At 65.2% G+C, this 21,464-nt stretch carries 24 protein-coding genes, 1 tRNA gene and 1 pseudogene; 9 read left to right on the top strand and 17 right to left on the bottom strand.

Features of this window, described 5'->3' with window-relative positions; all coding sequences use genetic code 11:
- Positions 1–2 precede the first annotated feature (2 nt).
- Complete coding sequence (gene rfbA / locus Y710_RS03950) at positions 3–878, bottom strand: glucose-1-phosphate thymidylyltransferase RfbA (protein ID WP_006897975.1); 876 nt, start codon at positions 876–878, stop codon at positions 3–5.
- 80 nt (positions 879–958) lie between these two features.
- On the opposite strand from rfbA, the gene rfbB reads away from it, so the two are divergent.
- Together rfbB and galE are read left to right on the top strand one after the other, a co-directional pair.
- Entirely contained in the window at positions 959–1,963 is a 1,005-nt protein-coding gene (rfbB, locus tag Y710_RS03945) for a dTDP-glucose 4,6-dehydratase (protein WP_006897974.1), read from the top strand.
- A 17-nt stretch (positions 1,964–1,980) separates the two neighbouring features.
- Complete coding sequence (gene galE, locus Y710_RS03940) at positions 1,981–3,000, top strand: UDP-glucose 4-epimerase GalE (protein WP_045539640.1); 1,020 nt, start codon at positions 1,981–1,983, stop codon at positions 2,998–3,000.
- Here the strand turns inward: galE and Y710_RS03935 are convergent.
- Genes Y710_RS03935 through Y710_RS03925 form a run of 3 tightly spaced genes read right to left on the bottom strand, consistent with a single transcriptional unit; the run spans position 2,985 to position 5,782 of the window.
- Positions 2,985–3,839, bottom strand: a complete 855-nt coding sequence (locus tag Y710_RS03935; RefSeq protein WP_006897972.1) for a YihY/virulence factor BrkB family protein — start codon at positions 3,837–3,839, stop codon at positions 2,985–2,987. The genes galE and Y710_RS03935 overlap by 16 nt on opposite strands.
- A gap of 48 nt (positions 3,840–3,887) precedes the next feature.
- Positions 3,888–5,147: an MFS transporter gene (locus tag Y710_RS03930; RefSeq protein WP_045539638.1), complete on the bottom strand. Its 1,260-nt coding sequence runs from the start codon at positions 5,145–5,147 to the stop codon at positions 3,888–3,890.
- Positions 5,144–5,782 carry a GntR family transcriptional regulator gene (locus Y710_RS03925; protein ID WP_006897970.1) on the bottom strand — a complete coding sequence of 213 codons (639 nt, stop codon included), beginning with the start codon at positions 5,780–5,782 and terminating at the stop codon, positions 5,144–5,146. Before Y710_RS03925 ends, Y710_RS03930 begins: the two co-directional genes overlap by 4 nt.
- 393 nt (positions 5,783–6,175) lie before the next feature.
- On the opposite strand from Y710_RS03925, the gene Y710_RS03920 reads away from it, so the two are divergent.
- From Y710_RS03920 to Y710_RS03910, 3 genes are all read left to right on the top strand, one after another.
- Positions 6,176–7,333 carry an NAD(P)-dependent malic enzyme gene (locus Y710_RS03920; RefSeq protein ID WP_231875672.1) on the top strand — a complete coding sequence of 386 codons (1,158 nt, stop codon included), beginning with the start codon at positions 6,176–6,178 and terminating at the stop codon, positions 7,331–7,333.
- 47 nt (positions 7,334–7,380) lie between these two features.
- Positions 7,381–8,238, top strand: a complete 858-nt coding sequence (locus Y710_RS03915) for an arylamine N-acetyltransferase family protein (protein WP_062366444.1) — start codon at positions 7,381–7,383, stop codon at positions 8,236–8,238.
- Positions 8,239–8,301: 63 nt separating this feature from the next.
- Positions 8,302–8,374, top strand: a tRNA-Thr gene (locus Y710_RS03910).
- Positions 8,375–8,447: 73 nt separating this feature from the next.
- Here the strand turns inward: Y710_RS03910 and Y710_RS18405 are convergent.
- From Y710_RS18405 to Y710_RS18670, 10 genes are read right to left on the bottom strand one after another with little or no spacing between them, the layout of a single operon-like run.
- Positions 8,448–9,545: a tyrosine-type recombinase/integrase gene (locus Y710_RS18405; RefSeq protein ID WP_082781255.1), complete on the bottom strand. Its 1,098-nt coding sequence runs from the start codon at positions 9,543–9,545 to the stop codon at positions 8,448–8,450.
- The gene (locus Y710_RS19230) at positions 9,542–9,766 is read right to left on the bottom strand and encodes a helix-turn-helix transcriptional regulator (RefSeq protein WP_082781254.1); all 225 of its coding nucleotides are present in this window, start codon (positions 9,764–9,766) and stop codon (positions 9,542–9,544) included. Before Y710_RS19230 ends, Y710_RS18405 begins: the two co-directional genes overlap by 4 nt.
- Positions 9,763–10,752 carry an acyl-ACP desaturase gene (locus Y710_RS03900; protein WP_062366441.1) on the bottom strand — a complete coding sequence of 330 codons (990 nt, stop codon included), beginning with the start codon at positions 10,750–10,752 and terminating at the stop codon, positions 9,763–9,765. The genes Y710_RS19230 and Y710_RS03900 overlap by 4 nt, the downstream gene beginning before the upstream one ends.
- Complete coding sequence (locus tag Y710_RS18680; protein WP_156479405.1) at positions 10,749–11,318, bottom strand: hypothetical protein; 570 nt, start codon at positions 11,316–11,318, stop codon at positions 10,749–10,751. Before Y710_RS18680 ends, Y710_RS03900 begins: the two co-directional genes overlap by 4 nt.
- Positions 11,305–12,171 (bottom strand): FtsK/SpoIIIE domain-containing protein, encoded by an 867-nt coding sequence (locus tag Y710_RS03895; RefSeq protein ID WP_062366439.1) that lies wholly within the window; start codon positions 12,169–12,171, stop codon positions 11,305–11,307. Before Y710_RS03895 ends, Y710_RS18680 begins: the two co-directional genes overlap by 14 nt.
- Positions 12,146–12,859, bottom strand: a complete 714-nt coding sequence (locus tag Y710_RS18890) for a hypothetical protein (protein WP_197462906.1) — start codon at positions 12,857–12,859, stop codon at positions 12,146–12,148. Before Y710_RS18890 ends, Y710_RS03895 begins: the two co-directional genes overlap by 26 nt.
- A complete protein-coding gene (locus Y710_RS03890) occupies positions 12,856–13,389 on the bottom strand; it encodes a hypothetical protein (protein WP_156479403.1) in 534 nt (177 codons plus the stop codon). The genes Y710_RS18890 and Y710_RS03890 overlap by 4 nt, the downstream gene beginning before the upstream one ends.
- A complete protein-coding gene (locus Y710_RS18675; protein ID WP_156479402.1) occupies positions 13,386–14,042 on the bottom strand; it encodes a hypothetical protein in 657 nt (218 codons plus the stop codon). The genes Y710_RS03890 and Y710_RS18675 overlap by 4 nt, the downstream gene beginning before the upstream one ends.
- On the bottom strand, positions 14,039–14,326 hold the full coding sequence (locus Y710_RS03875; protein ID WP_156479401.1) for a hypothetical protein: 288 nt from the start codon (positions 14,324–14,326) through the stop codon (positions 14,039–14,041). Before Y710_RS03875 ends, Y710_RS18675 begins: the two co-directional genes overlap by 4 nt.
- A 36-nt stretch (positions 14,327–14,362) precedes the next feature.
- Positions 14,363–14,785, bottom strand: a complete 423-nt coding sequence (locus Y710_RS18670) for a hypothetical protein (RefSeq protein WP_156479400.1) — start codon at positions 14,783–14,785, stop codon at positions 14,363–14,365.
- A 731-nt stretch (positions 14,786–15,516) separates the two neighbouring features.
- Here Y710_RS18670 and Y710_RS18665 point away from each other — a divergent pair.
- Positions 15,517–16,074 (top strand): helix-turn-helix domain-containing protein, encoded by a 558-nt coding sequence (locus tag Y710_RS18665; RefSeq protein ID WP_156479399.1) that lies wholly within the window; start codon positions 15,517–15,519, stop codon positions 16,072–16,074.
- A 145-nt stretch (positions 16,075–16,219) separates the two neighbouring features.
- Here the strand turns inward: Y710_RS18665 and Y710_RS18660 are convergent, their stop codons facing one another.
- Together Y710_RS18660 and Y710_RS19035 are read right to left on the bottom strand one after the other, a co-directional pair.
- Positions 16,220–17,686, bottom strand: a complete 1,467-nt coding sequence (locus tag Y710_RS18660) for a hypothetical protein (protein ID WP_156479398.1) — start codon at positions 17,684–17,686, stop codon at positions 16,220–16,222.
- A 1,024-nt stretch (positions 17,687–18,710) separates the two neighbouring features.
- A pseudogene (locus Y710_RS19035) lies at positions 18,711–18,868 on the bottom strand (IS481 family transposase); the annotation flags it as partial.
- A 223-nt stretch (positions 18,869–19,091) separates the two neighbouring features.
- Between Y710_RS19035 and Y710_RS03855 the strand changes: the two are divergent.
- The 3 genes from Y710_RS03855 to Y710_RS18885 all read left to right on the top strand — a co-directional run bounded on the left by Y710_RS03855 (position 19,092) and on the right by Y710_RS18885 (position 21,196).
- Entirely contained in the window at positions 19,092–19,685 is a 594-nt protein-coding gene (locus tag Y710_RS03855) for a hypothetical protein (protein WP_006898119.1), read from the top strand.
- A gap of 70 nt (positions 19,686–19,755) precedes the next feature.
- Positions 19,756–20,547, top strand: a complete 792-nt coding sequence (locus tag Y710_RS03850) for a dioxygenase family protein (RefSeq protein ID WP_006898120.1) — start codon at positions 19,756–19,758, stop codon at positions 20,545–20,547.
- 502 nt (positions 20,548–21,049) lie between these two features.
- Positions 21,050–21,196 carry a hypothetical protein gene (locus Y710_RS18885; RefSeq protein ID WP_197462905.1) on the top strand — a complete coding sequence of 49 codons (147 nt, stop codon included), beginning with the start codon at positions 21,050–21,052 and terminating at the stop codon, positions 21,194–21,196.
- Positions 21,197–21,199: 3 nt separating this feature from the next.
- Here the strand turns inward: Y710_RS18885 and Y710_RS03845 are convergent, their stop codons facing one another.
- Positions 21,200–21,445: a hypothetical protein gene (locus Y710_RS03845; RefSeq protein WP_006898121.1), complete on the bottom strand. Its 246-nt coding sequence runs from the start codon at positions 21,443–21,445 to the stop codon at positions 21,200–21,202.
- Between the last annotated feature and the right edge of the window lie 19 nt (positions 21,446–21,464).

The raw sequence follows: 21,464 nt of genomic DNA, 5'->3' as shown, positions 1-21,464 counted from the left end.
GCTCACAACTCCCGTCCGCGCTCGAGCAGGTCGAGCAGATAACTTCCGTAACCGGATTTCACAAGGGGTACGGCGGTCGCGCGGAGCCGCTCGTCGTCGAGGTATCCCAGCCGCCAAGCGATCTCTTCGGGCACCGCGATCTTGAGCCCCTGCCGCTGCTCCACCGTCCGGACGAAGTTCCCCGCGTCGAGCAGACCGTCGAAGGTGCCGGTGTCGAGCCAGGCCGTGCCGCGCGGCAGCACCGTGACCCGGAGCTTTCCGCGCCGCAGGTACTCCGCGTTGACGTCGGTGATCTCGTATTCGCCGCGCGCGGAGGGCCGTAGGCCGGCGGCGATGTCGACCACGTCGTTGTCGTAGAAGTACAGCCCCGGCACCGCGTAGCGCGACTTCGGCCTCGCGGGCTTCTCCTCCAACGACACCGCGTTCCCCGCCGAGTCGAACTCGACGACACCGTACGCGCTGGGATCGGCGACCCGGTAGGCGAAGATCGCACCGCCCTCGAGCCCATCGAACCCCTTGAGCTGCGAACCCAGCCCCGGACCGTAGAAGATGTTGTCGCCGAGGACCAGCGCGACGGAATCGTCGCCGATGTGATCGGCACCGAGCAGGAAGGCCTGCGCGAGGCCCTCCGGTTCGGGCTGAACGGTGTAGCTGATCGAGACGCCGAACCGCTCGCCGTCGCCGAGGAGATGTTCGAAGGCGGCGCGGTCGCCGGGCGTGGTGATGACCAGGATGTCCCGGATCCCGGCGAGCATCAGCGTCGAGAGCGGGTAGTAGATCATCGGCTTGTCGTACACCGGGACCAGCTGTTTGCTCACACCCAGCGTGATCGGGTGAAGCCTGCTCCCGGTGCCGCCGGCGAGGATGATTCCGCGCATGCGATCAGCCTATCGGTACAGTTGGCCGCGACAGATTTCGAAGCCACGGGGCAGCGATGCCCGGATCCGGGGGAACCCGTATGCGAGTGCTGGTGACCGGCGGAGCCGGTTTCATCGGAGCCAACTTCGTGCTGCGGACACTGGCCACCCGGCCCGACGCCCAGCTGACCGTTCTCGACAAGTTCACCTACGCCGCGAACCCGTCGACGCTGCAACCGGTGGCCGACCGGATCCGCGTGGTCCGCGGCGACATCGCCGACGCCGCGACCGTCGATCCGCTCGTCGCCGAATCGGATCTCGTGGTGAACTTCGCGGCCGAATCGCACAACGACAATTCGCTCGCCGACCCGTCGGCATTCGTCCAGACCAACCTCGTCGGCACGTACACGCTGCTCGAAGCAGTCCGTAGGCATGACGTGCGCCTCCACCACATCAGCACCGACGAGGTCTACGGCGACCTCGATCTCGACGATCCGACGCGTTTCACCGAGGAGACGGCCTACAACCCGTCGAGCCCGTACAGCTCCACGAAGGCCGGCAGCGACATGCTGGTCCGCGCGTGGGTCCGGTCGTTCGGCATCGCCGCCACCATCTCGAACTGCTCGAACAACTACGGGCCGTATCAGCACATCGAGAAGTTCATTCCGCGCCAGATCACGAACGTGCTGACCGGGGTGCGGCCCAAGCTCTACGGCGACGGGCGCAACGTCCGCGACTGGATCCACGTCGACGACCACAACGACGCCGTCTGGGCCGTCGTCGACCGCGGTCGGATCGGTGAGACCTATCTGATCGGCGCCGACGGCGAGGTCGACAACCGCACGGTGGTCGAGGCGATTCTGACCGCGCTCGGACAGCCCGCCGACGCCTTCGACTTCGTCACCGACCGCGCCGGCCACGACCGCCGGTACGCGATCGACTCCCACCGCCTCCGCACCGAACTCGGGTGGCGGCCGGCGTACACCGATTTCGCCTCCGGCCTCGCCGCGACGATCGCGTGGTACCGCGAGAACCGCGACTGGTGGGCGCCGCACAAGGAGGGCGTGGAAGCCGCCTACGCCCGGACTCAGCAGATCCTCGATTGATCGGAGACCCGACACTCATGCGCGTACTCGTCACCGGCGGCGCCGGCTACATCGGTTCGCACACCGTCCTGCAACTACTGGCGGCGGGGCACGACGTCCTGATCGCCGATGATTTCAGCAACGCCAAGCCCGCGGTGATCGACCGGCTCGAGGAACTGAGCGGACAGTCGATCAAGGTGCACCGCGTGGACCTGACCGACGAGGCGGCCACCGCCGCGATCTTCGCCGCCGAGGACATCGACGCCGTCATCCATTTCGCGGGATTCAAGGCGGTCGGGGAATCGGTCTCCGAGCCGCTGAAGTACTACCGGAACAACCTCGACACCGCGTTCAGCGTGCTCCGCGCGATGGACGCCCGCAGCGTGCGGAAGTTCGTCTTCTCCTCCTCCGCCACGGTGTACGGCGAGAACCCGGTGCTCCAGCGCACCGAGGACATGCCGACGTCGGCGAACAATCCGTACGGCTGGACCAAGGTGATGATCGAGCAGGTGCTGCGCGATCTCGCCGTCGCCGACGACTCCTGGCGGATCGCCCTGTTGCGCTACTTCAATCCGGTCGGCGCGCACGCCAGCGGCCGCATCGGTGAGGACCCGAACGGGCTGCCGAACAATCTGATGCCCTTCGTCGCACAGGTGGCTGTCGGACGCAGGGAGAAGCTGTCGGTGTTCGGCGACGACTACGACACCGTCGACGGCACCGGCGTCCGCGACTACATCCACGTCGAGGACCTGGCCGCCGGCCACATCGCCGCACTCGACCGGCTTGGTGAGACCGCCGACGCGCTGTCGGTGTGGAACCTGGGCAGCGGTGAGCCGGTGTCGGTGCTGCAGTTGGTCGCGGCCTTCGAGCGCGCCAGCGGCCGGACGATTCCGTACGAGGTGGTCGCACGCCGGCCGGGCGATCTGGCGGCGAACTGGGCCGATCCGTCGAAAGCGAATCGGGAACTCGGCTGGCACGCCGGCCGCGGCATCGACGACATGTGCGCCGACGTCTGGCGCTGGCAGTCGCAGAATCCGAACGGTTATCCGGACGCGTAGTCGGAGCGCAGCTCCACCGGTTCCTCGACCAAAGCGTCGTCCGCGTCGTTCGGCGTGCGGATCACCTGTGCCAGAACTGTCGCGACGACGACGATCGCGGTGAACACGAACAGCCAGCCGATGGCCGCGAAGACCATGCCCAGCGATCCGAACGAGGCGCGCGCGGAGTGGAAGACCTGCGCGTAGCCGATCTGCGTGATCGCCATGAAGACCGTCAGTCCGGCGCCGGCCAGGGCGCCGATGCTCCACAGGTCGGGTGCGGCCAGCTGTCGCACCGTCAGAATCCGCGGGACCGCGGTCCACGCCAGCATCCAGATGACGAAGGTCCAGATCAGCGCGAACACCATGCGTCCGCCGTCCTCGTTGTAGTCGAGGACGACGACCGCCTGCGCCGTGGTCGCGAGGGCGAGTACCGCGACCACGGTGAGCCACCGCCACCAGCCGCGCAGCCCGGTGGACCGCACACCCCAGACGCCGACGTACATGCGGTCGAGGGCGCGGGCGAGCGAAGTCGCGGACACGATGGTCATGAAGGCGCCCGCGATGCCGAACGACGCGTACGACCCCGGCGAATCCGGGTGTCCCAGGACGAGTCCGTCGAGGCTGAACATCATGATCGTTCGGTCCAGGACGCCGTCTCCGGGAATCGTGGTCAGCAGCAACAGCACCGGGAGGATGGAGGTGAACGCCTGCGCCGCGAGGGTCATCGCACGGTCGCTGACATTGCTGACCGCTATCGCGCGGACCATCCGGTACCCGAGGACGAGGTGATCTGCGGCGCTCTCCGGCAGACGCGCGAGCACCGCGTTCAGCGGTCCGGTGATCTTGGTCGGAACCATGCGCGAAATCATGTCACCCCCTCTCCCGGGGCGGGTACGGGAGCCGCTTCAGACGCGTTCGAGGTCCACGGTCTGCTCGGCCGGCTCCACGGTCTGCGGACCGGCCGCTCGCGTGCGGTTCGCGAGGGAGACCACCGCGGCCCCGAGTGCGGTCATCGCGATTCCCGCTCCGAACATCTCGGGGTAGCTGATCGACGGGAAACGCTCGACGACCCAGGCCATCACAGCCGGCGAGGCGAATCCCAGATAGGTCAGGGTGTAGAAGACGGCGGTGAGCCCGGCGAGATCGTCGGGTCCGGCGAGACGCTGGACCTCCATGAGGCAGGAGATGAGCGCCATGCCGTAGCCGCAGCCCAGGACGATGGCGGTCACCACCGCCAGCGCGATCGACGGGTGCAGCACGACGACGATCGCCAGCGCCATCCCCACCGCCACCAGACCCAGTGCCACGAGCAGGGTGCGCACCGACCCCGGGCGGTCGATCCGCTTGCCGAGGGTCTGGATGAAGAAGCCCGCCGTGAGTCCCGCGACGCAGCAGAGGCCGGCGAACGCGATCGCGGTCCCGGGCGTGTGTTCGGTCATCATCGCGGGAATCACCGCATAAGCCATCGCGCAGGCGCCGAAGACCCACGGCGCCACCGGCGCCACGAGCAGCCAGAACCGCGGTTTCATCGCCGAGGGAATGCGCATCGCGTCCCGCAGCCGACCGTCCGAGGCACGCGGCCGGGTCTCCGGCGTCCGCAGGATCAGACCGAGCGAGGCCACCGCGAGTGCGACGTTGACCAGGTACGACAGTTGTCCCGGCAGCGGAGCCCACTGCGCGAGCACGGCCGCCAGTCCGGCACCGCCCCCGAAGCCCGCGGTCAGGCTCAACGCGGCGCGTCGGGCACCGGCCGACGGCGGATCGCCCGCCCGGTCCGACAGTTCCTTGATCCACGTTCCGCCGACCGCCATCGCCAGACCCAGCGCCACACCGCTCAGGACGCGGCCGGCGGCCAACAGCGGAACCGAGTGCTCGCCGAGCGCCAGGAGGATGGACCCGGCCGCCGCGATCACCGGCGACGGCAGCATCAGCGCGCGGCGGCCGAGCCGATCCGACAGTGGTCCGCCGACCAGCAGTGCCGGGACGATGCCCAACACGTACAGGAACAGCAGGGCGTCCACCACCACCGCCGACATCTGCGATGCGGTCCGGTACATGACCAGCAGCGGTGTGAACTCATTGCCGCCCAATGCCGCGGTGAAGACCGCCAGCGAGACCGCGGGCCACCCGGCGACCGCGCCGCGTGCGCGTTCGGCCGCGCTCATGCCGCGCTTCCGTCCGTGCCGTGGACACCGGTGAGGTGTGCGGTCAGCAGCGACGCGAAACGGGCGGCGTCGGCCGCTCCGACCACCTGCGCGAGGTCGGCGTGATCGGCCACGATGCGTTCGGTGATTCCGGGATCGTGACGCAGTCGCTCGGCCGTCATCCGACGATGCCGTTCGCCCAGCGAGACGTAGAAGTCGGCCAACAGCCCGTTGCGCCCGGCGGCGACGATCAGCTGGTGGAACTCGGCGTCGAGCCGCGCGAACTCCGACGCGTCGGCCGGATCCACCAGCCGGTGCTGCGAGAGGTTGTCCTCCAGTCGGCCGACCAGTGCGGCGATGGCCACGGTGTCGCCCGACACTGACTCCATCGCGTGGGTCTCGAGCAGCACACGGGCGTCGAGGACGTCCCGGGCCTCGCCTTCGCCGATCGGGACGATGAGCGCGCCGCGCTTCGGGTACAGACGCATCCAGCCCTCGGCGGCCAGCCGTAGGAAGGCCTCGCGGACCGGTGTGCGACTCACCTCGAACCGAGTGGCGACCTCGCCCTCGCTGATCATCTCCCCGCCGGGAAGGTCGCAGGTCAGGATCAATTCCTTGACCTCGTCGTACACTCGGTCCGCAGATGAATACGTCATAGACACAAGTTGTATGTTAGCACTCGGCGGCCTCGACGGCCGCATCGGGGAGGCGACCCCGCAGGCGCGTGCACCGGTCGTGCGCGCCGATGGCACAATCTCATCCGTGCCGCGTCGGCTCCATCCTCTTCGACGCGGGCGTCACCGCCACCGTCGACGGCCGAGCGACCCTCCCCGCGATGTGACTTGCGCGACGACGCGACTGTTCGGCGCCACCGTGCCGCCGAGACGAATACGCTGCACACACTCCGCGGCGCCCTTCACCTCTGCGCGTGTCGGCAGCATCCGCGGAGCAGATCTGACAACGGACAACGGCGTCCGCATCGAGGAGAGACAGTGACCAGTACGGCAGACGAGACGATCGCTGCACCGAGCGAGCCGGAGACCACCGACATGCCCATCACCGACGACGAGATCTTCGACGCGCACCGCGGCGGCAAACTGTCCGTCGAACTGAGCGCCCCCATCGCCACCCAGCGCGATCTCTCGATCGCCTACACACCCGGCGTGGCGCAGGTATCGCGCGCGATCCACCGGGAACCCGAACTCGTCAACGACTACACCTGGACCGACCGGTTGGTGGCGGTGGTGTCGGACGGCACCGCCGTCCTGGGGCTGGGCGACATCGGCCCGCGCGCCTCGCTGCCGGTCATGGAGGGCAAGGCCGCCCTGTTCCGCACCTTCGCGGGCCTGAACTCCATCCCCCTGGTTCTCGACACCACCGACCCCGACGAGATCGTCCAGACGCTCGTCCGGCTGCGGCCCAGCTTCGGCGCGGTGAACCTCGAGGACATCTCCGCGCCGCGCTGCTTCGAGATCGAGCGCCGCGTCATCGAGGCGCTCGACTGCCCGGTGATGCACGACGACCAGCACGGCACGGCGATCGTCGTCCTCGCCGCCCTCAAGGGCGCGGTCCGGTTCCTGGGCCGTGAGCTCGCCGGACTCAAGGTGGTCGTCTCGGGCGCCGGCGCGGCCGGGGTGGCGTGCGCCAAGATCCTCAAGGCCGCGGGCGTGGATGACATCGTGGTGCTCGACTCCAAGGGCATCGTCGGCACCGACCGCACCGACATGGTCGAGTACAAGAACGAGGTCGCCGCATGGAGCAATCCGCGCGGGCTCACCGGCGGTGTCGCCGAAGCCCTCGACGGCGCCGACGTCTTCCTCGGCGTCTCCGCGGGGACCGTCGACGAGAAGCTCATCGCCTCGATGGCCGACGACGCGATCGTCTTCGCGATGTCGAATCCCGACCCGGAGATCCATCCGGACGTGGCCGCCAAGTATGCGGCGATCGTCGCGACCGGACGCAGCGACTTCCCGAATCAGATCAACAACGTCCTCGCCTTCCCCGGCGTCTTCGCCGGAGCGCTGGACGCCGGCGCCCGCCGTATCACCGAGGGCATGAAGATCGCCGCCGCCGAGGCGATCCTCTCGGTGGTAGGCGACGATCTGGCCGCTGACCGCATCGTGCCCAGCCCACTCGACGAGCGGGTGGCTCCCGCTGTGGCCGCGGCCGTCGCCGCCGCGGCCCGCGCCGAGGGCGTCGCCGGATAGCGAAATCCACTGGCCGAGGCCGTCGCCGCACCGGCAGACTGGGGCGCATGTCCCTCTGGTGCAGCGACGGCCTCGACTTCACGGCGTATCTGGACAGGATCGGTGCGGCCGCACCGCCCGTACCGACGCTCGACGCGCTGCGCGAGCTCCATCGCGCCCACGTCACGTCCATCCCGTTCGAGAACCTCGAGATCATCGTCGGCCGACCGATTCCGCTCGACATCGCTGCCGTCCAGCGCAAGCTGGTCGAGCAAGCGCGCGGCGGTTACTGCTTCGAGCACGTCGCGCTGTTCGCCGCCGCACTCGAACGCCTCGGGTTTCGCTTCACAGCCCTGTCCGGGCGGGTGATTCTCGGCGGCGACCCCGAGACGCGGCCTGCGACGCATGCGCTCCTCGCCGTCGAGTTCGACGACGGCAGTCGATACCTGTGTGACGTCGGCTTCGGCCGCGGCCCCCTCGAGCCGATCCCGTTGGCGAACGGCGCGGAGGTGGAGCAGGACGGCTGGGGTTTCCGCCTCACCTCTTCACCGGTCGGCGACCTGTTCGGTACCGCACGCTGGGTCCTCGCCCAGCGGGCCGAAGAGTGGATCCCTCGCAACGCGTTCACGTTCGATCCGCAGTTCCCGATCGACTACGCGGTCGGCAATCACTTCGTCTCCACTTCACCCCGGTCACCGTTCGTCACCCGATCCTTCGTTCAGCGCTTCGACGAACGCACACACGAGACCCTCGACGGGGTCACCTGGACCACGGAGAAACCGGACGGCCTCTCACAGGTCCGCGACGTCGAACCCGCGGAGCTCCCGGTCCTGCTCGCGGACGTCTTCGGCGTGGTCCTGGACCCGGACTATTGTCGCGCGGTGATCGCAGCGGAGACCCGACGCATCGCGGAATCGGCCTCCTAGCACCCGTTTTGCCTGCGAGGCTGACGACTCGGTACCATCATGAGCGCTGTCGTCAGACGGCACGCCGCCTTAGCTCAGTCGGCAGAGCGATTCACTCGTAATGAATAGGTCAGGAGTTCGATTCTCCTAGGCGGCTCCGCAGGTCAGACACGGTTTCGACCTTGTCTCCCGATGGTCCCCGGCACGGGTTCGTGTCGGGGATGTGTCGTCTAGTTCGCCTTCTCTTGTCTCCGCTCACCACCGTTCTCATCCTTGAAGCTCAATGTCGCTTCGATCGCGGAGTCGAGCCGAGTGATCAGACCTTCGAAAGTGTCGGGGAACAGGCTCGCGTAATGCGTGAGCGTGGTTGAAGCGTTCTCGTGTCCGAGCATCCGCGAGACAGCCATCACCGACGCCCCAGCATCGATTGCCAACGACGCGGCGGTGTCCCGCAGGTTATGCGGCGTAACCTTCGGCAGTCCCGCACGAGCTGCAGCCGGCCGGAGCTTGCTCCGAGTCCAGTTACCGTTGTAGTACGGCGTCTCTCGCGAGGTCACGAACAGCAGATCACGACGTGAACGCTTGTCAGCCCATACAAGCAGTTCGTCACGCACTCGGGTGGGCAGCGGGACCGATCTAGCCTCATGGTCCTTCACGTCGCCGAGAATCAGTTTGCCGTCGACCTCTGAGTAGGCGTGAGTCACACGCAACCCGCGCTCTGACACCTGGTCAGGCCGCAGAGCGCTAATCTCACCCCAACGCAGACCTGAGTAGCCCATCGTGAGAATCATGATCCTGTCGGCCTCAGTCGACATCATCTCTGATAGACGCCACAGCTCCACATGTGACAGTGGTCGAGGTTCGTTCGGCCTGGCTTTGGGCAGCTTGACTGTCGCGGTGGGATCCCGGGGCAGAAGCCCCTCATCGACTGCTGCTCGCATTGAACCCCGAATGACGACGAGTACCTGGTACGCGGTGTCTCGTGACTTCTCATCGCGAATGGCCGCGACTGTCTTCTTCACGCGCGAGGGGGATACCGCTGACAGCGGAAGGCGGCCGAGTGCGTCGCGTGCATACCCGGCCGCCCACTTCCGTTTGCTCCTGGTCTTGCCTGCCCCTCCTTGCATCGCCAGCCATTCATCGAGCCAGTCGCGGTAGAGCATCGATGCATCGTCGGGGTGGCTCCACGAACCAGACTTGATCAGTAGGTTCTGGCGTGTTTCCCAGTCTCGAGCGTCGCGCTTCAGCGCGAAAGTACGAGACGCTACATAGTCCGATCCCGCGTACAGTCGCACCCGCCATTTGCCGCTCGGGAGCTTCTCAATCACCGTCGACCGAACCGACGCACCGGTTCTACCGTCTGCTCAGCAAGCCACTTATCGATCGCCGACTTTCGGTACCGCACGATCTGACCGGTCAGCCTGACCCACTCAGGACCCCGACCTCGGAGACGCCAGTCCTTCATCGTTGCGGCTGCTACCCCCAGGTAGCCGCTCGCCTCAGACGTGTTCCACAGTGGGTCTGCGGCGCTCGCAGTCGAGCTACTCATGATCTTCCTTTCATGTCCGCGCAGTCCGTATCGAAATGACCGCTCGATGTATCCGCCGACAGATGTCGCGACACGAATCGGTCCCGACGCCGCCGCTGCCCCTCAAGAAACTCCCCCAGTTCGTCCTGCGCGCGAGCCGCATCACCGTGAACCGACTCAGTCAGGAGCTCCCATTCGCGGTAGAGAGGCTCCAGCACGAGATCGGTGTGGACGCGCGGGGAAAGGATGTCGGCTTTCGCGACTTCCACCACGAGCGACCTCGTGCCTGGGAGACCGCCAACCATGCCCGGCATGTGGAACTGGCGAATGATTGCCTCGGCGCTCAGCATCGTTGCGTTCGGGTCGATCTCCATCGAAGCCTTGACCAGGCCGCTGAGCATCCGCTTATGGTGACCTTCATCACCGGCCATGAGCCCGCACAATCGCCGAAGCGACGGGTCCCGAGCGAGTCTCGCCGTCCGCGAGTGGGACAGCTGCGTGGCCGCTTCCTGCACAGTCTGATAAACCCACAGACTCACAACGCCCGGTGGCATACCGACCGCGTCGATGTCAGTCGACTGGAATCCAAAGTCCTCAGCCTTGACACCAGCTGACACGGCGGCCATCCGTGTCTGTTCGAGCCACACCGGATCGACGAGCCTGGACACCGACAGATAGGACCGCAGCGCGAAAGAATGCCGCTGTTCCTCTGCTGCCCATCGGTTGACCCACGTCCGATGTACATCATCGTGAGAGGCCCAACGATCGGCGGTGATGCCGAAAGAGACGATGTTGTCCTCAGCCAGTGTGTTCAACATCAGCGACGACACGACCGCAGATTCCTCGGTCGTGTAGTCGACGTCAGGCTCATCGTCGGTGAAGTCTCGACCGCGGCCCCATGGCACGACCAGAGCAGGTGTCCAGGACACGGAACGCTCATAGTGAATGTTCAGGAGGTCCTCGAGGACCGGTGAAATCTCGTCGAGAAGCCCAGACTGGGAGATCATGACACCAACCCCATCTGTGACGCTGGAGCAGTCAACACCAGCCTGTCCCAATCCCGAAAGACGCTGCCTGACAACGACATCAACGGAGTAAGGAGTACCGCTACTGCTGCCCCTCGCCAGGCACACCAGGGAGGACGCACCGACACCGCAAGAGGCAACTGCGCCTGTTCACCCAAGGCATACGCGTTCGAACATGCTCGATCCCAGAACATCGATCGATCCCCATCCATCGCCTCCAGTTGGTTTCCGTCTAGGGACGCCACTGCTAGTACAAGCTCCGCAGCTTCCCGCCAAGAAGTGCCGGCCAAAGCTTCCACGTCATCGATCGTCGGTTCCACCGTCCGCAACACTGCCGCCAACTCATCTGATGTGCGCTTCTGATCGTGTCGCCATTCGGTTCCAAACCCATTGCGTCCCAACACCACACGGTTCGCGTAGTGATCGACGCCGATCGTCGAGGTCGAGCGAAGGGCTGCACTGACCCCAACTCCGTCGCGCTCGACCACGTCTGCAGCTGCACGCAGGTTTGATCGCAGGGCCGAAATCACCGCCTCATCGAAGTTCATCGCCGCTCACCATCCCTGCCAGTCGTTTGATCGGGAACGCCCGAACACGCTCGACGTACTGCGTGTATGACGGGACGAAGTGCGCACGGAACGCTCGATGACCTTCTGGGCCGGGAATCCGTACGTATCCGCAGCCCGGTTCGAGGCTCATCGCGCGTTTCGCTTCGTCCTGGTCGAGCGAGGGGAACATCATTCGAAGTTCCTCGGAGTTCGAGACGCGGAAGCCCAGCCGGGTCGGGTGCTGCGATCGCGCGTAGCCGCCCAGGACATCGGCGTCAGGTCTCTGTGCCAACGAACAGACCACGATGCCGCATTTCGCAGCCTCCGACACGATTCGCTCGAACAGGAGCTTGAACTTCGGCTCCAGGCGTTCCGCGGGCTTGGATGCCCGCGCCTTGTCGACACCAGCGAGAGTGCGAATCGACCCCGGAAGCTCTTCGAGGACGACCACGAGAAGTGGCTCCGCGGGGCAGACTCTGGAGAACTTGTCCCAGCCTCGTTCACGAAGAAGTCCGAGCCGTCGATCCATCTCAGCAACGACGTCGGTGAGGACACCGACCATCCGATCAGGGTCACTCGTGCCCAGTTCGATCAGCCGCTCATGAGGGTGGCGGTCAAGGAACGGGGACAGCAGCAACGAGGTCGGATCAACTCCAACGACCCGAACATCAGGGCGCCCCGCCAACGCACCCAGCAGAACATAGGTCGCAACCGACTTGCCCGATCGTGTCTCACCGCAGATCAGAACATGTCCGCCCGTGAGCAGATCGAGGTTGATCGGAGCGCCGAACTCGTCAACGCCCACATTCACGACGATGGAATCCGCGCTAATCATCGCGGTCGCTCCCATCATCCGTGCCCGTCTCAGGGGTCGGCGACGGTTCGTCCCACCACGGTGCCGCGTCCGCCGCTGGATCCACATGCGCTGCCTGGACATCATCGGCACGTGGCTCGTCTGGCTTAGCCCAGTCCACGTCGCTCGTCTCACCGAACGGGTCCACAGCGAAGAGCAAAAGCTTTACGCGCCCAGGCCCTGCGGGGCCGACCTTCCCTCTGGTCGCTCCGAACGCGTCGACGATCGCTGAACGCTTCGATGCAAAATCGTCAACCGTCAGACCTGGAGGCAAAACGAACGTCAGGTCCCGTCGTCGCCCCGAATCGGCGAACCGATACTGCGCCAGGTGAGGAATCTGCCCACCCGGTGTCGTCAGCCCGAGCCCCTGCGCCATCGACGGCACACCCCATGGAGTACCGGTCCACGAACGAGCCTGTACCCGTCGTAGCCGCCAGCGCCGCAGCGCGAGCCGGACCGGTGGCACCCACAGCAGGACACCAAGCATCAAGACCCACATCAGCACAAGCAATGCGGGGGCATCGAACCACAGCAGCAGCACGACGCCGAATCCCCATGCCGTCCAACCGATCCGGTCGCCCAAGACTGTTGCGAGCCGCTGGAGTCGGTAGCGTGGTTCCCGCTCGCGGCGAGGACGCCGGCCACTCTTCGCCAAGGCCCCGATCAGGGCCAGATCACGTGTATTCACTTCCGAAATCCCTCCACGTACATCGGGCTCGCCATGGAAACAAGCGGAGTCCCGAGATGAATTGCGTTTAGAGCCTGCTGCTGGCACCAGTTGGAGCCGAGGATCGGCGCGTCAGTCGGACCCCACAGGACCCACCACGAACCGGCCTCGGCCTCAGTGCCGAACACCCGCACCAACCACGCCCGCTGATCCCGATCCGGATCGGACGGGCACGACACGACGTTGATCAGTACGCACCGTCGACCGTCACTCCAGTCACCGGCCCCGAACGGGCAAGGCTGGAATCCGCGCACCGCAGGCACCGCAACGACGGACCTAGCCACCGGCACCGGACCGTCCGTGCGGCCAACGGTCACCGCCAGGAAGCCCGCCAGTACGCCGATGCCAAACAAGGCAGCAACCGTCAGGGTCGCGACCGTCATCCGCGCAGGAAGCCGAAGCTCGCCCCAGCGCGGCAGGTGGAAGGCGAAACGATCGAAACGTTTCCGGGCGTTACCGAAACGTTTCTGATTGTTACCGACGCCATTCATAGCGACACCACCCGAAGCCGGCCGCGCGTGTATCCCGTCGTCACCGAACGAGCCGCACGACGTCGAAGATGCTCACCAGAGCTTGCCAAGCGATCGACGACCAGTTTCATCGAATTCAATTGCGCTGCAATGTCATCGACCGATTGGAGACGCTGAAGGTCAGCGCACACCCGCTCGAGTTCCGCGTTCGTCGAGTCCAATTCGGCGACGAGTCGGTCCCGTTCGAGGCCGACCTCATGGAGTTTTGTCCGGGCCTCCTCGTGTGAAATCTGTTCCGCCGCGAGAGCATTCCGGTAGTCCGACTCGATCCGAAGCAGATGTGCGTGAACTGAACGCTCGGTCGGGGCGTTCAGCACCGCAGCCAGGTTGGCACGAACCGCGGCCTTCACCGCGTCCCCGTCAACGATCGTCGACGAAGTCTCGACCTCAGCCACCACCCCCGCGAGATCGGAAAGGCCTGCAGATACAGATCGAGCATGGTCGCGGACGACGCGACGCGCCGCCCGACCGGCGGAATTCCGGCAAGCGTCCGAGCAGAAACGGGCATCGGTTCGGCGGCCAGCCATCGAGCCGGAGCACTGTTCGCACAGTCGATCCGATTCGATCCGATCCGGTTCAGGCGAATCGGATCGAAGCGGATCACCGGCGTTCACGACACGCCCCGCAGCGTCGCCGCGATTGACAGCAGCGCCAGCCGGTGGAAATCGAGCGCACCACGGGCCGCATCCAGGCGGAAACGCCGATCCGCCGGGCCTGATTTGAACGCCATCGATTCGATCCCCACGGCGTCGAACAGCCAATCACACGCCCGGTGCAATTCGGCAGCCGCCGCGTCGACCGCCGTCACAGCGTCGCCGACGTACCCGCCGCCGGTCACGGCATCGGTCCGATCGGAACGTTCAGCCACAAAAAACGCAACGGATGCGCCGCAACCCACGCGATCATGCCAAGGATGTTGTCCAGATTGTGCATTTTACGAGGCCTTCCGATTCGCGGTCGGTGCGGCCGCGAGCAGGTCGGCGACGTTGCCGACCGGGTCAAGCCGTTCGACGAACGCCGTCGCGATCAGCACACCGCGCGGGCCCCCGTCACCGAATCCCGGTCGACCGTCGGCGCGGAGCGTCAGCGTCACCCGACCCGACGCCCGGAACACGACGCCGGCCGGAACCGTTTCGAGCGGGGTCGAGGTGTCGATCGTGACGCCGTCGACGCCGACACCGTCCACCGACATCGACACCCCGTTCAGCCGCCAAATCGGTTCCCCACCCGGGGTTTTCAGGTCCCCGACACGTGTGCCGTTTTCGTACGCGGCGCGGATTTTGCCGCTGCCACCGGTGCCCACGATCACCACCGATTCGGGCGTGGTTGGCACAGAAAAACTGGTCATTTCGGCCATGACAAATAGTCCCCTTCCCATGGGGTTTAGATTTGAATTCTGCTGTCGCGCAATTGATTCCGCGCTCATCGCCATTCCGTGGCGGTACACCGACCGTAACCCCGCCCACACCGCCCCGCAACCACCAAAACGGCCCCTGACCTGCGAGGGGACAAGAATCCCGTCGAGTTCGACGGCTGTCCAGGCGTGTCCACCGTCGACACGCCGATGGACAGCGTTTATAACGACTTCATAACAGAAATTCTCGGGTGGGTTTCACATCCATGCCTGGTGGGTTCGAACCCATGGGTTCAGGCTGTCGCCGAGTACGAACCCATGGGTTCAGGCTGCCGGCGGACCGACGCATTGACGTACGCGCGACAATGGAATGACAGGAGGTGAAGCAGCCATGATCGAGAAAGTGCCCGAGTCCGGTGTTGTAAAGCCCGCCGGCGTCAGGCTGTACGGCCGTTCAGCTAAGGCACGACGCGCCAGTGCTCAACTGCTCGTTACAGCCGCCGAACGCCGAGGAGAAGCACCCCATCCGTGGTATGTCGCGGTGGCCGAAGGTCGAATCATCCCGTAGAGGTCCTCCCTCAGGACCGGTACAGCGCCGAAACACGCCGAAACGTTTCTAGTGTTTCGGCGCTCGACACAAGAGTGTTCTTCGAGGGGCTCAACCCACACGCGTCAACCGCTCCAGCAGTGAGATGCCTGAAATACAACTAGCACCGAGAGGGCAGACCCCAACGTTGGCCGATTTCACCCGAATCCACCTCGACGAGACCATCGACCCGTCCACCGCGACTGAATCATCAACCGGAATCACGTCGGCTTCAAAACTTCTAAGCATCGAGCAGGAAGCAGCGTTACGGGCGGCTGGATCGTTTGTTGACCAGATGCCGCCGATCGAACGGCGCGCTTCGACCCGCACGGCCCAACGCATCGCTGACCTGGTTGCTACAGTGCTCACCGCAGAAGAGGCCGCCAGACGCCTCGGCGTCACACCAGGTCACGTGCAGCAGAGACTCCGCGCCCGAACGCTATTTGCAATGCACGTCGGTTCAGCGCTCCGCCTCCCGGCGTTCCAGTTCACAGAAAGCGATGAACTTCCTGGCTGGGATCGCATCGCGCCGACAATCCCTGAGAGCGCACATCCAGTATCGGTCGCAGGATTCATGAACGCTGTGCACCCTGATCTGACCGTAGCGGGAGAACCCGTCTCCCCGAGAGATTGGCTGATCGGCGGCGGCAGTCCCGACCACGTAGCGCGCATGATCCACGCCGTCTTCGTCGTCCGCAACCAATAACGACATCCTGCGGCACAACAATTCGAAACGGCTGTGAAGTATGGATGACCCTGATTACGAAAACAAGTATGACGATCAGCAATTGACCGCCAACCTCCGAACTCTGTTCGGCGCGAAACTCTTGGCATACGTCGTCGGAGCCAAGTCAACTCGGACAGCTCAGTCCTGGATCGATGGCACTGCAACACTCGACAGCGCGACACGTCACCGGCTCGAACTTGCCTACCAGATCGTAGTCTTGGCCTCCCGGCGTGACTCCATTCAAACCGTCCAGGCCTGGTTCCAGGGAATGAATCCGATGCTGGGCGACCGCTCGCCTGCTCGTGTTCTCCGAGAATGCGAATTGGGCAGTGTCGACGCTAACCAGCTCATCGCAGCGGCAAATGAGTTCGGCAGCTCTGGATGAGCTCCGGGCATCCGCTCGCACCACATCTCTCGAGTGTGCCGGCGACCAATCGATACCGCGGTCGTCCATCCAGGATGAGATTCCTTCTGCTCCGCCAGTTTCCGCGGCCTCTAGTGCGTCAGCGAGCCATACCGGGCGGGTCACCATCTGGCGATACCACGACGACGCTGCGATAGTCCCGAGCACTTCACCGCCGATCTCATCAGATGCGATGTCGGCGTCGTCGCGCTCTATCCCTCGTGCATCGAGGATTTTGTTCCACAGTTCGTGACGGGTGGTTTCGGGGTTCTTGATTCGTCGCGACCAGATGAGTTGTCGACGCCCTTTCGACGCAGTCTCATATTCCCACCACAAGCGCCAGGCCTTCGGCGGTTGAACGGGTACTACCTCAGCAGTGTCCAAGTCAACCAATAGCCAGAGGCCCGAGTTTTCCTCATCCTGGAAAATGTCCCACCGGCGAGGGGTCCGCACGAACCACCCCGCCACCGACTCATCAAGCATTGCCTCATACAGCATCCGGAACGGTGGCTGACCGCCACCACGACCCGACTTCCTCGTCTGCCCAGCCGTCACCTCATCCGCAGCGTCGTACTCATACGCAGCGTCATAAGTCGCCTTCGTCAAATACCCGCCTAGAAATTCCGCGCCAGCATCATCAATCCTACGTACATCCACGCCCGCCGATCCACACTCAAATCCCTTGCGCGCCAGCCCATTCTTCCAACGAATCATGCACCGTGACGCGAACGCCAGGCCCGCAAGCCAGTCGCGATACCGATCTTCCGAATCTTGGGAACACTCGAGGCCTGGAAGCATCCACCGCAGTCGGTCCTGCCAGTCATCGGCAATCACGCCGGACCACGACGTCGCTTCAGTGAATACCAGGCAGTGGATGTGCACGTGCCATCCCGCCGGACCACCACCAGTGACCTCAACCGTTCGTGTCAAGCCCGCCACCCGGAAGATGTCGGCGTCACCAATACGGGCTGGGCGGAGCTTTCCACGTTCAACACGTGAGCGCTTCCCCGTCCACGCCACAACGCCAAACAGGGAACGCCAACCGCTCGACAAGCTATTCCACAAATCCGCCAGAGCGTCATGTTCCGAGTGCCTCAACGTCAGTGTCAACAGGTACACCGATCCACCAGACTCAACACAGGTGCGAATGGCTTCACCCATCGCAGCTGCACGCTCCGCAGCGATCACGGCCGAGCATCGAGGACATGCCCAGACCGACCCACAGGTGGCTAGTCCACCGTATCCAGCGACCGGCCGCACTCCAGGGGATAGTTTCACCGCGACTTCGCGCGCCATGCCCTCCATCCCAAGACCAGGTTGGTCGGCGGCAATCAAACGTCCACACGATCGGACAGCCTTAAGTGAAGACGACTCCCAGAGCGCAGCGCGCGCACCGAATCTGATCCGTCGACGCTCCACAAAGTCGAGTTCCACATATGTCACACGCTCGTTCTCGGGGTCCGACACGTTCACAGTCCGCACCCCGCAACGCTCTGACCTCGTGCGGCTGCATTAATTCTGAGTAGTACCAAGGGGCCGCCTCGCCGGCCCGAGCCGCAGGCTTGCGCAGGGACCGTCATCGGACGCTGCGCGCGGGCTCCGCCCGTGCTCGCGCCTCTGCCGGTCCCCTGCAGCCGCGCCAGCGCCGTGCGTTCCCGCGTGGTCACGACCGCGTAATGGCTGCCGCGAATCCGAGTCGCTAGCGCGACCCGAATCCTTGCCCTCAAACACACGTGCCCAAGTTCTCGATGCAGGAACAGACACTGCACCGCGGCATCAGCTAGCCTGTCAGTGACGGCCCGGGTCCGAATGGCTTCGAAGTCTGGCCGTCCGCGACCCCGGCCCGCTCGTGCGGGACCGGGGTCATTCAGTTCACTGACGAACTGCCAAGTTGTACGCTGGTTCGTAGACATATCAGTCTCCCTCTGACCGCTCGCGCCCTGCACGGCTCGGGCGGTCATCTTTCTGGGAGGCAAGGGTCACTCCGTGTCGGTGATGTGTCGGCACACTCGCCGTTCCTCACCGACGCGACCCGTCTCTGACAGACTGTCTCAGCTGGTCAGAGTGTATTTCGATTCCATGGCCTGCAGCCCATCATTCACTCGTAATGAATAGGTCGGGGGTTCGATTCCCCCAGGCGGCTCCGTGTGATGAGTCGCGACATCGTTTACACACGATGTCGCGACTCATTGCTTTTCCGGGGGTTCGCGGGTTGTCGGTGCCACCCGATGGTCACTGGTCCGGCGTCTTCGCCTTCGGCGGTCAGTTGTCGGCGCAGTGCGATGATTCGGTCGGTGATCACTGCCGGGGTCGTTCCGGGGCGATGACGGGGAGCTCGTGAGCCCGGCGCGCCAGCCCTGCGGGTCCTTCGCGAGTCGTTTGTCTTCGGTTGTCATGCCCGATCGTGGCATCGGCTCACCGCGTCGAGGTCACTGCCACCGAGGTCGCAGTCTCACACGCCAGGCGGCTCCGCGAAACTCTCCGGCCATGTGCAGATCCGTGCCACGAACCGTCGTCGATGACGCCGAATCCGCCTTCGGTGGCTATATTTCAGGCGAACTCCCCGTTCCGGACCCGACAGGACGTGCCCCGAATGCTCCGAAATCTCCGAACTCTCGTACTAACCGCCGCGGTCGCGCTGACGGCCGTCGCCGGTGTGACCGTCGCGACTCCCGGCGAGGCCGCCGCCGCCGACCGCTACCAGGGTCCGACCCTGAAATCGGAGCAGGGCTCGTTCAATGGCAAGAACGTGCGGCTGACACTGACCAATCCGAACCCTGCCACCGTGCTGGGGAGTTCCTGCACCTCAGCGCTGCTCGACGGCACTCAGGCACTGCAGGCCTTCGTCGCTTTTAACGCCGGCGACTACGGGACGATCGTCAAGATCATGCTGAACTCCGGACTGCGGTTCGGTCCCGCCGCGAGCAACAACCTGATCAGTCCCGGACCCAACAGCAACTCCACGGACGTCAAGGTCGGCGACGGCGTCTACCTGTTCCTCGGAACGTGCGGCGGTTTGGGCACCCTGCTCGACCCGACTGATGTCGGCGTCACCGTGCGTCCGGTGATCGTCCCGAGCGGCATCGGCAGCATCGGCTCGGTCCTGGACTTCGGCAGCCTGGCGATGCAGTCCGGCGTCGGCAGCTCCGATTTCGCGAGCATCCTCAGCCTGCTCTCGGCCAGCTGACGCGGGCGGAATACCCGGCGGCCGGCCGACGTTCCATTCGCAGTCACACCGCAGATGAGATTGTGAAGCCATGAACGCTCCGACCGCCGACCGCATGCCCGCACTGTTCCTCAGCCACGGCGCTCCTCCCCTGGTGGACGACGAACGGTGGGTCGGCCAGTTGGAACGACTCGCCGCCGACCTTCCGCGACCGCGGCAGATCCTGGTGGTCTCCGCTCATTGGGAGGCCGCACCGCTGACCATCGGAGCCACGGACTCGAGAGTCCCCCTCACCTACGACTTCTGGGGATTCCCGGACCGCTACTACCGAACGACGTACCCATCGCCCGGCGCACCCGATCTCGCTGATCGGGTCGCCGGGCTGATGCCGTCGGGCGAGCAGGTGCATCGCGACGCCGAGCGGCGGCTCGACCACGGCGCATACGTGCCGCTCACGATCATGTACCCGGACGCCGACATCCCGGTGCTGCAGATGTCGATGCCGACCCTCGATCCCGCGCGCCTCATGCGTCTCGGCGAGCGGCTCACCGAACTGCGCGACGAGGGCGTGCTCATCATCGGATCCGGTTTCACCACTCACGGCTTGCCCTTCCTCGACGATCCGTCGCCCGGCGCGACGCCCCCGCAGTGGTCGGTCGACTTCGATGAATGGACACGCGAACGCTTCGCCGCCGGCGACGTCGACGGTCTCCTCGACTTCGCGCACCGCGCACCCGGTATGCCGTACGCGCACCCGCGAACCGAGCACTTCGCGCCGCTGTTCGTCACCCTCGGCGCCGCCACCCGGGCCGACGCCGTACCCGAGCAGCCGATCGACGGCTTCTGGATGGGACTGGCCAAGCGCAGCATCGTCACCGCGTGACCCGCGCCCTCTGCCTGCCGGTACCGGACGTTGAGCGGGCAGTCGCACAGGCTCGTTGAGCGAGCAGCCACCACCCAGGCTCGTTGAGCGAGCAGTCACCACCCAGGCTTGTTAAGCGAGCGAAGCGAGTCGAAACTCCCGCTGGCTGTGTTTCGACTCGCTCCGCTCGCTCAACCGGCCTGAGAACTAAAGCGGCCTAAGAACCACACGCTCACCCAACTGGCCTAAGAACCAGACGCTCGCTCAACGCGACAGCCGGCGTGCCGCTCGCATCCCCGACAGTGCGAGCGGCACACCGGCCGTCACGCCGACGGTCGTGTGCCGACCGTCAGTCTCTCCGACGCCTCCTCGACGTCACGCCCCGACGCGCTAACCCCTCTCATAGCGCGCCGTGGGCGTAAGCCCCGACAGGCCGGCCGCTGCTCCCCGGCGGCTGACCCTCGTCCCTCTCCCCTGCGCACCTATAGTTGAGGCAGGTTCCGCACCGTCCGAGGAGACTCATATGCCCGACTTCATCGACAAGATCAAAGAGAAGGCCGAAGCTGTCTCCGCGGCGATCGACAATGAGCTGACAGTGCTGGAGGGTGCCGGCGGCGACGATCCGCTCGCCGAGCACGACGAGGCGGAAGCCGCCGACGGCGACGACTGATCGCTAGGCGTCCCCCGCCGTAGCGAACCGTCGCGACACGTACCACCCGGCCGCGGCCGGGATGCACATGATGCCCGCGAAGATCGCAGTCCCCGTCAGCGGACGAGTGAACACCTCGCCGCCGGCGTAGCCGACCGTCCCGTGGTACAGGACGGAGACCGCGTAATAGAGGACTGTGGCCAGCACGAGCCTGGACACGATGGCCCAGTTCCGGCCGATCCGGTCCTCCAAGTTCTCCCAAGTGAGCATGCAACCATTTCACGCGCCC

Source organism: Gordonia sp. QH-12 (assembly GCF_001578675.1).
Classification (GTDB): Bacteria; Actinomycetota; Actinomycetes; order Mycobacteriales; family Mycobacteriaceae; genus Gordonia; species Gordonia sihwensis.
This window is presented reverse-complemented; position numbering and strand designations above follow the sequence as displayed.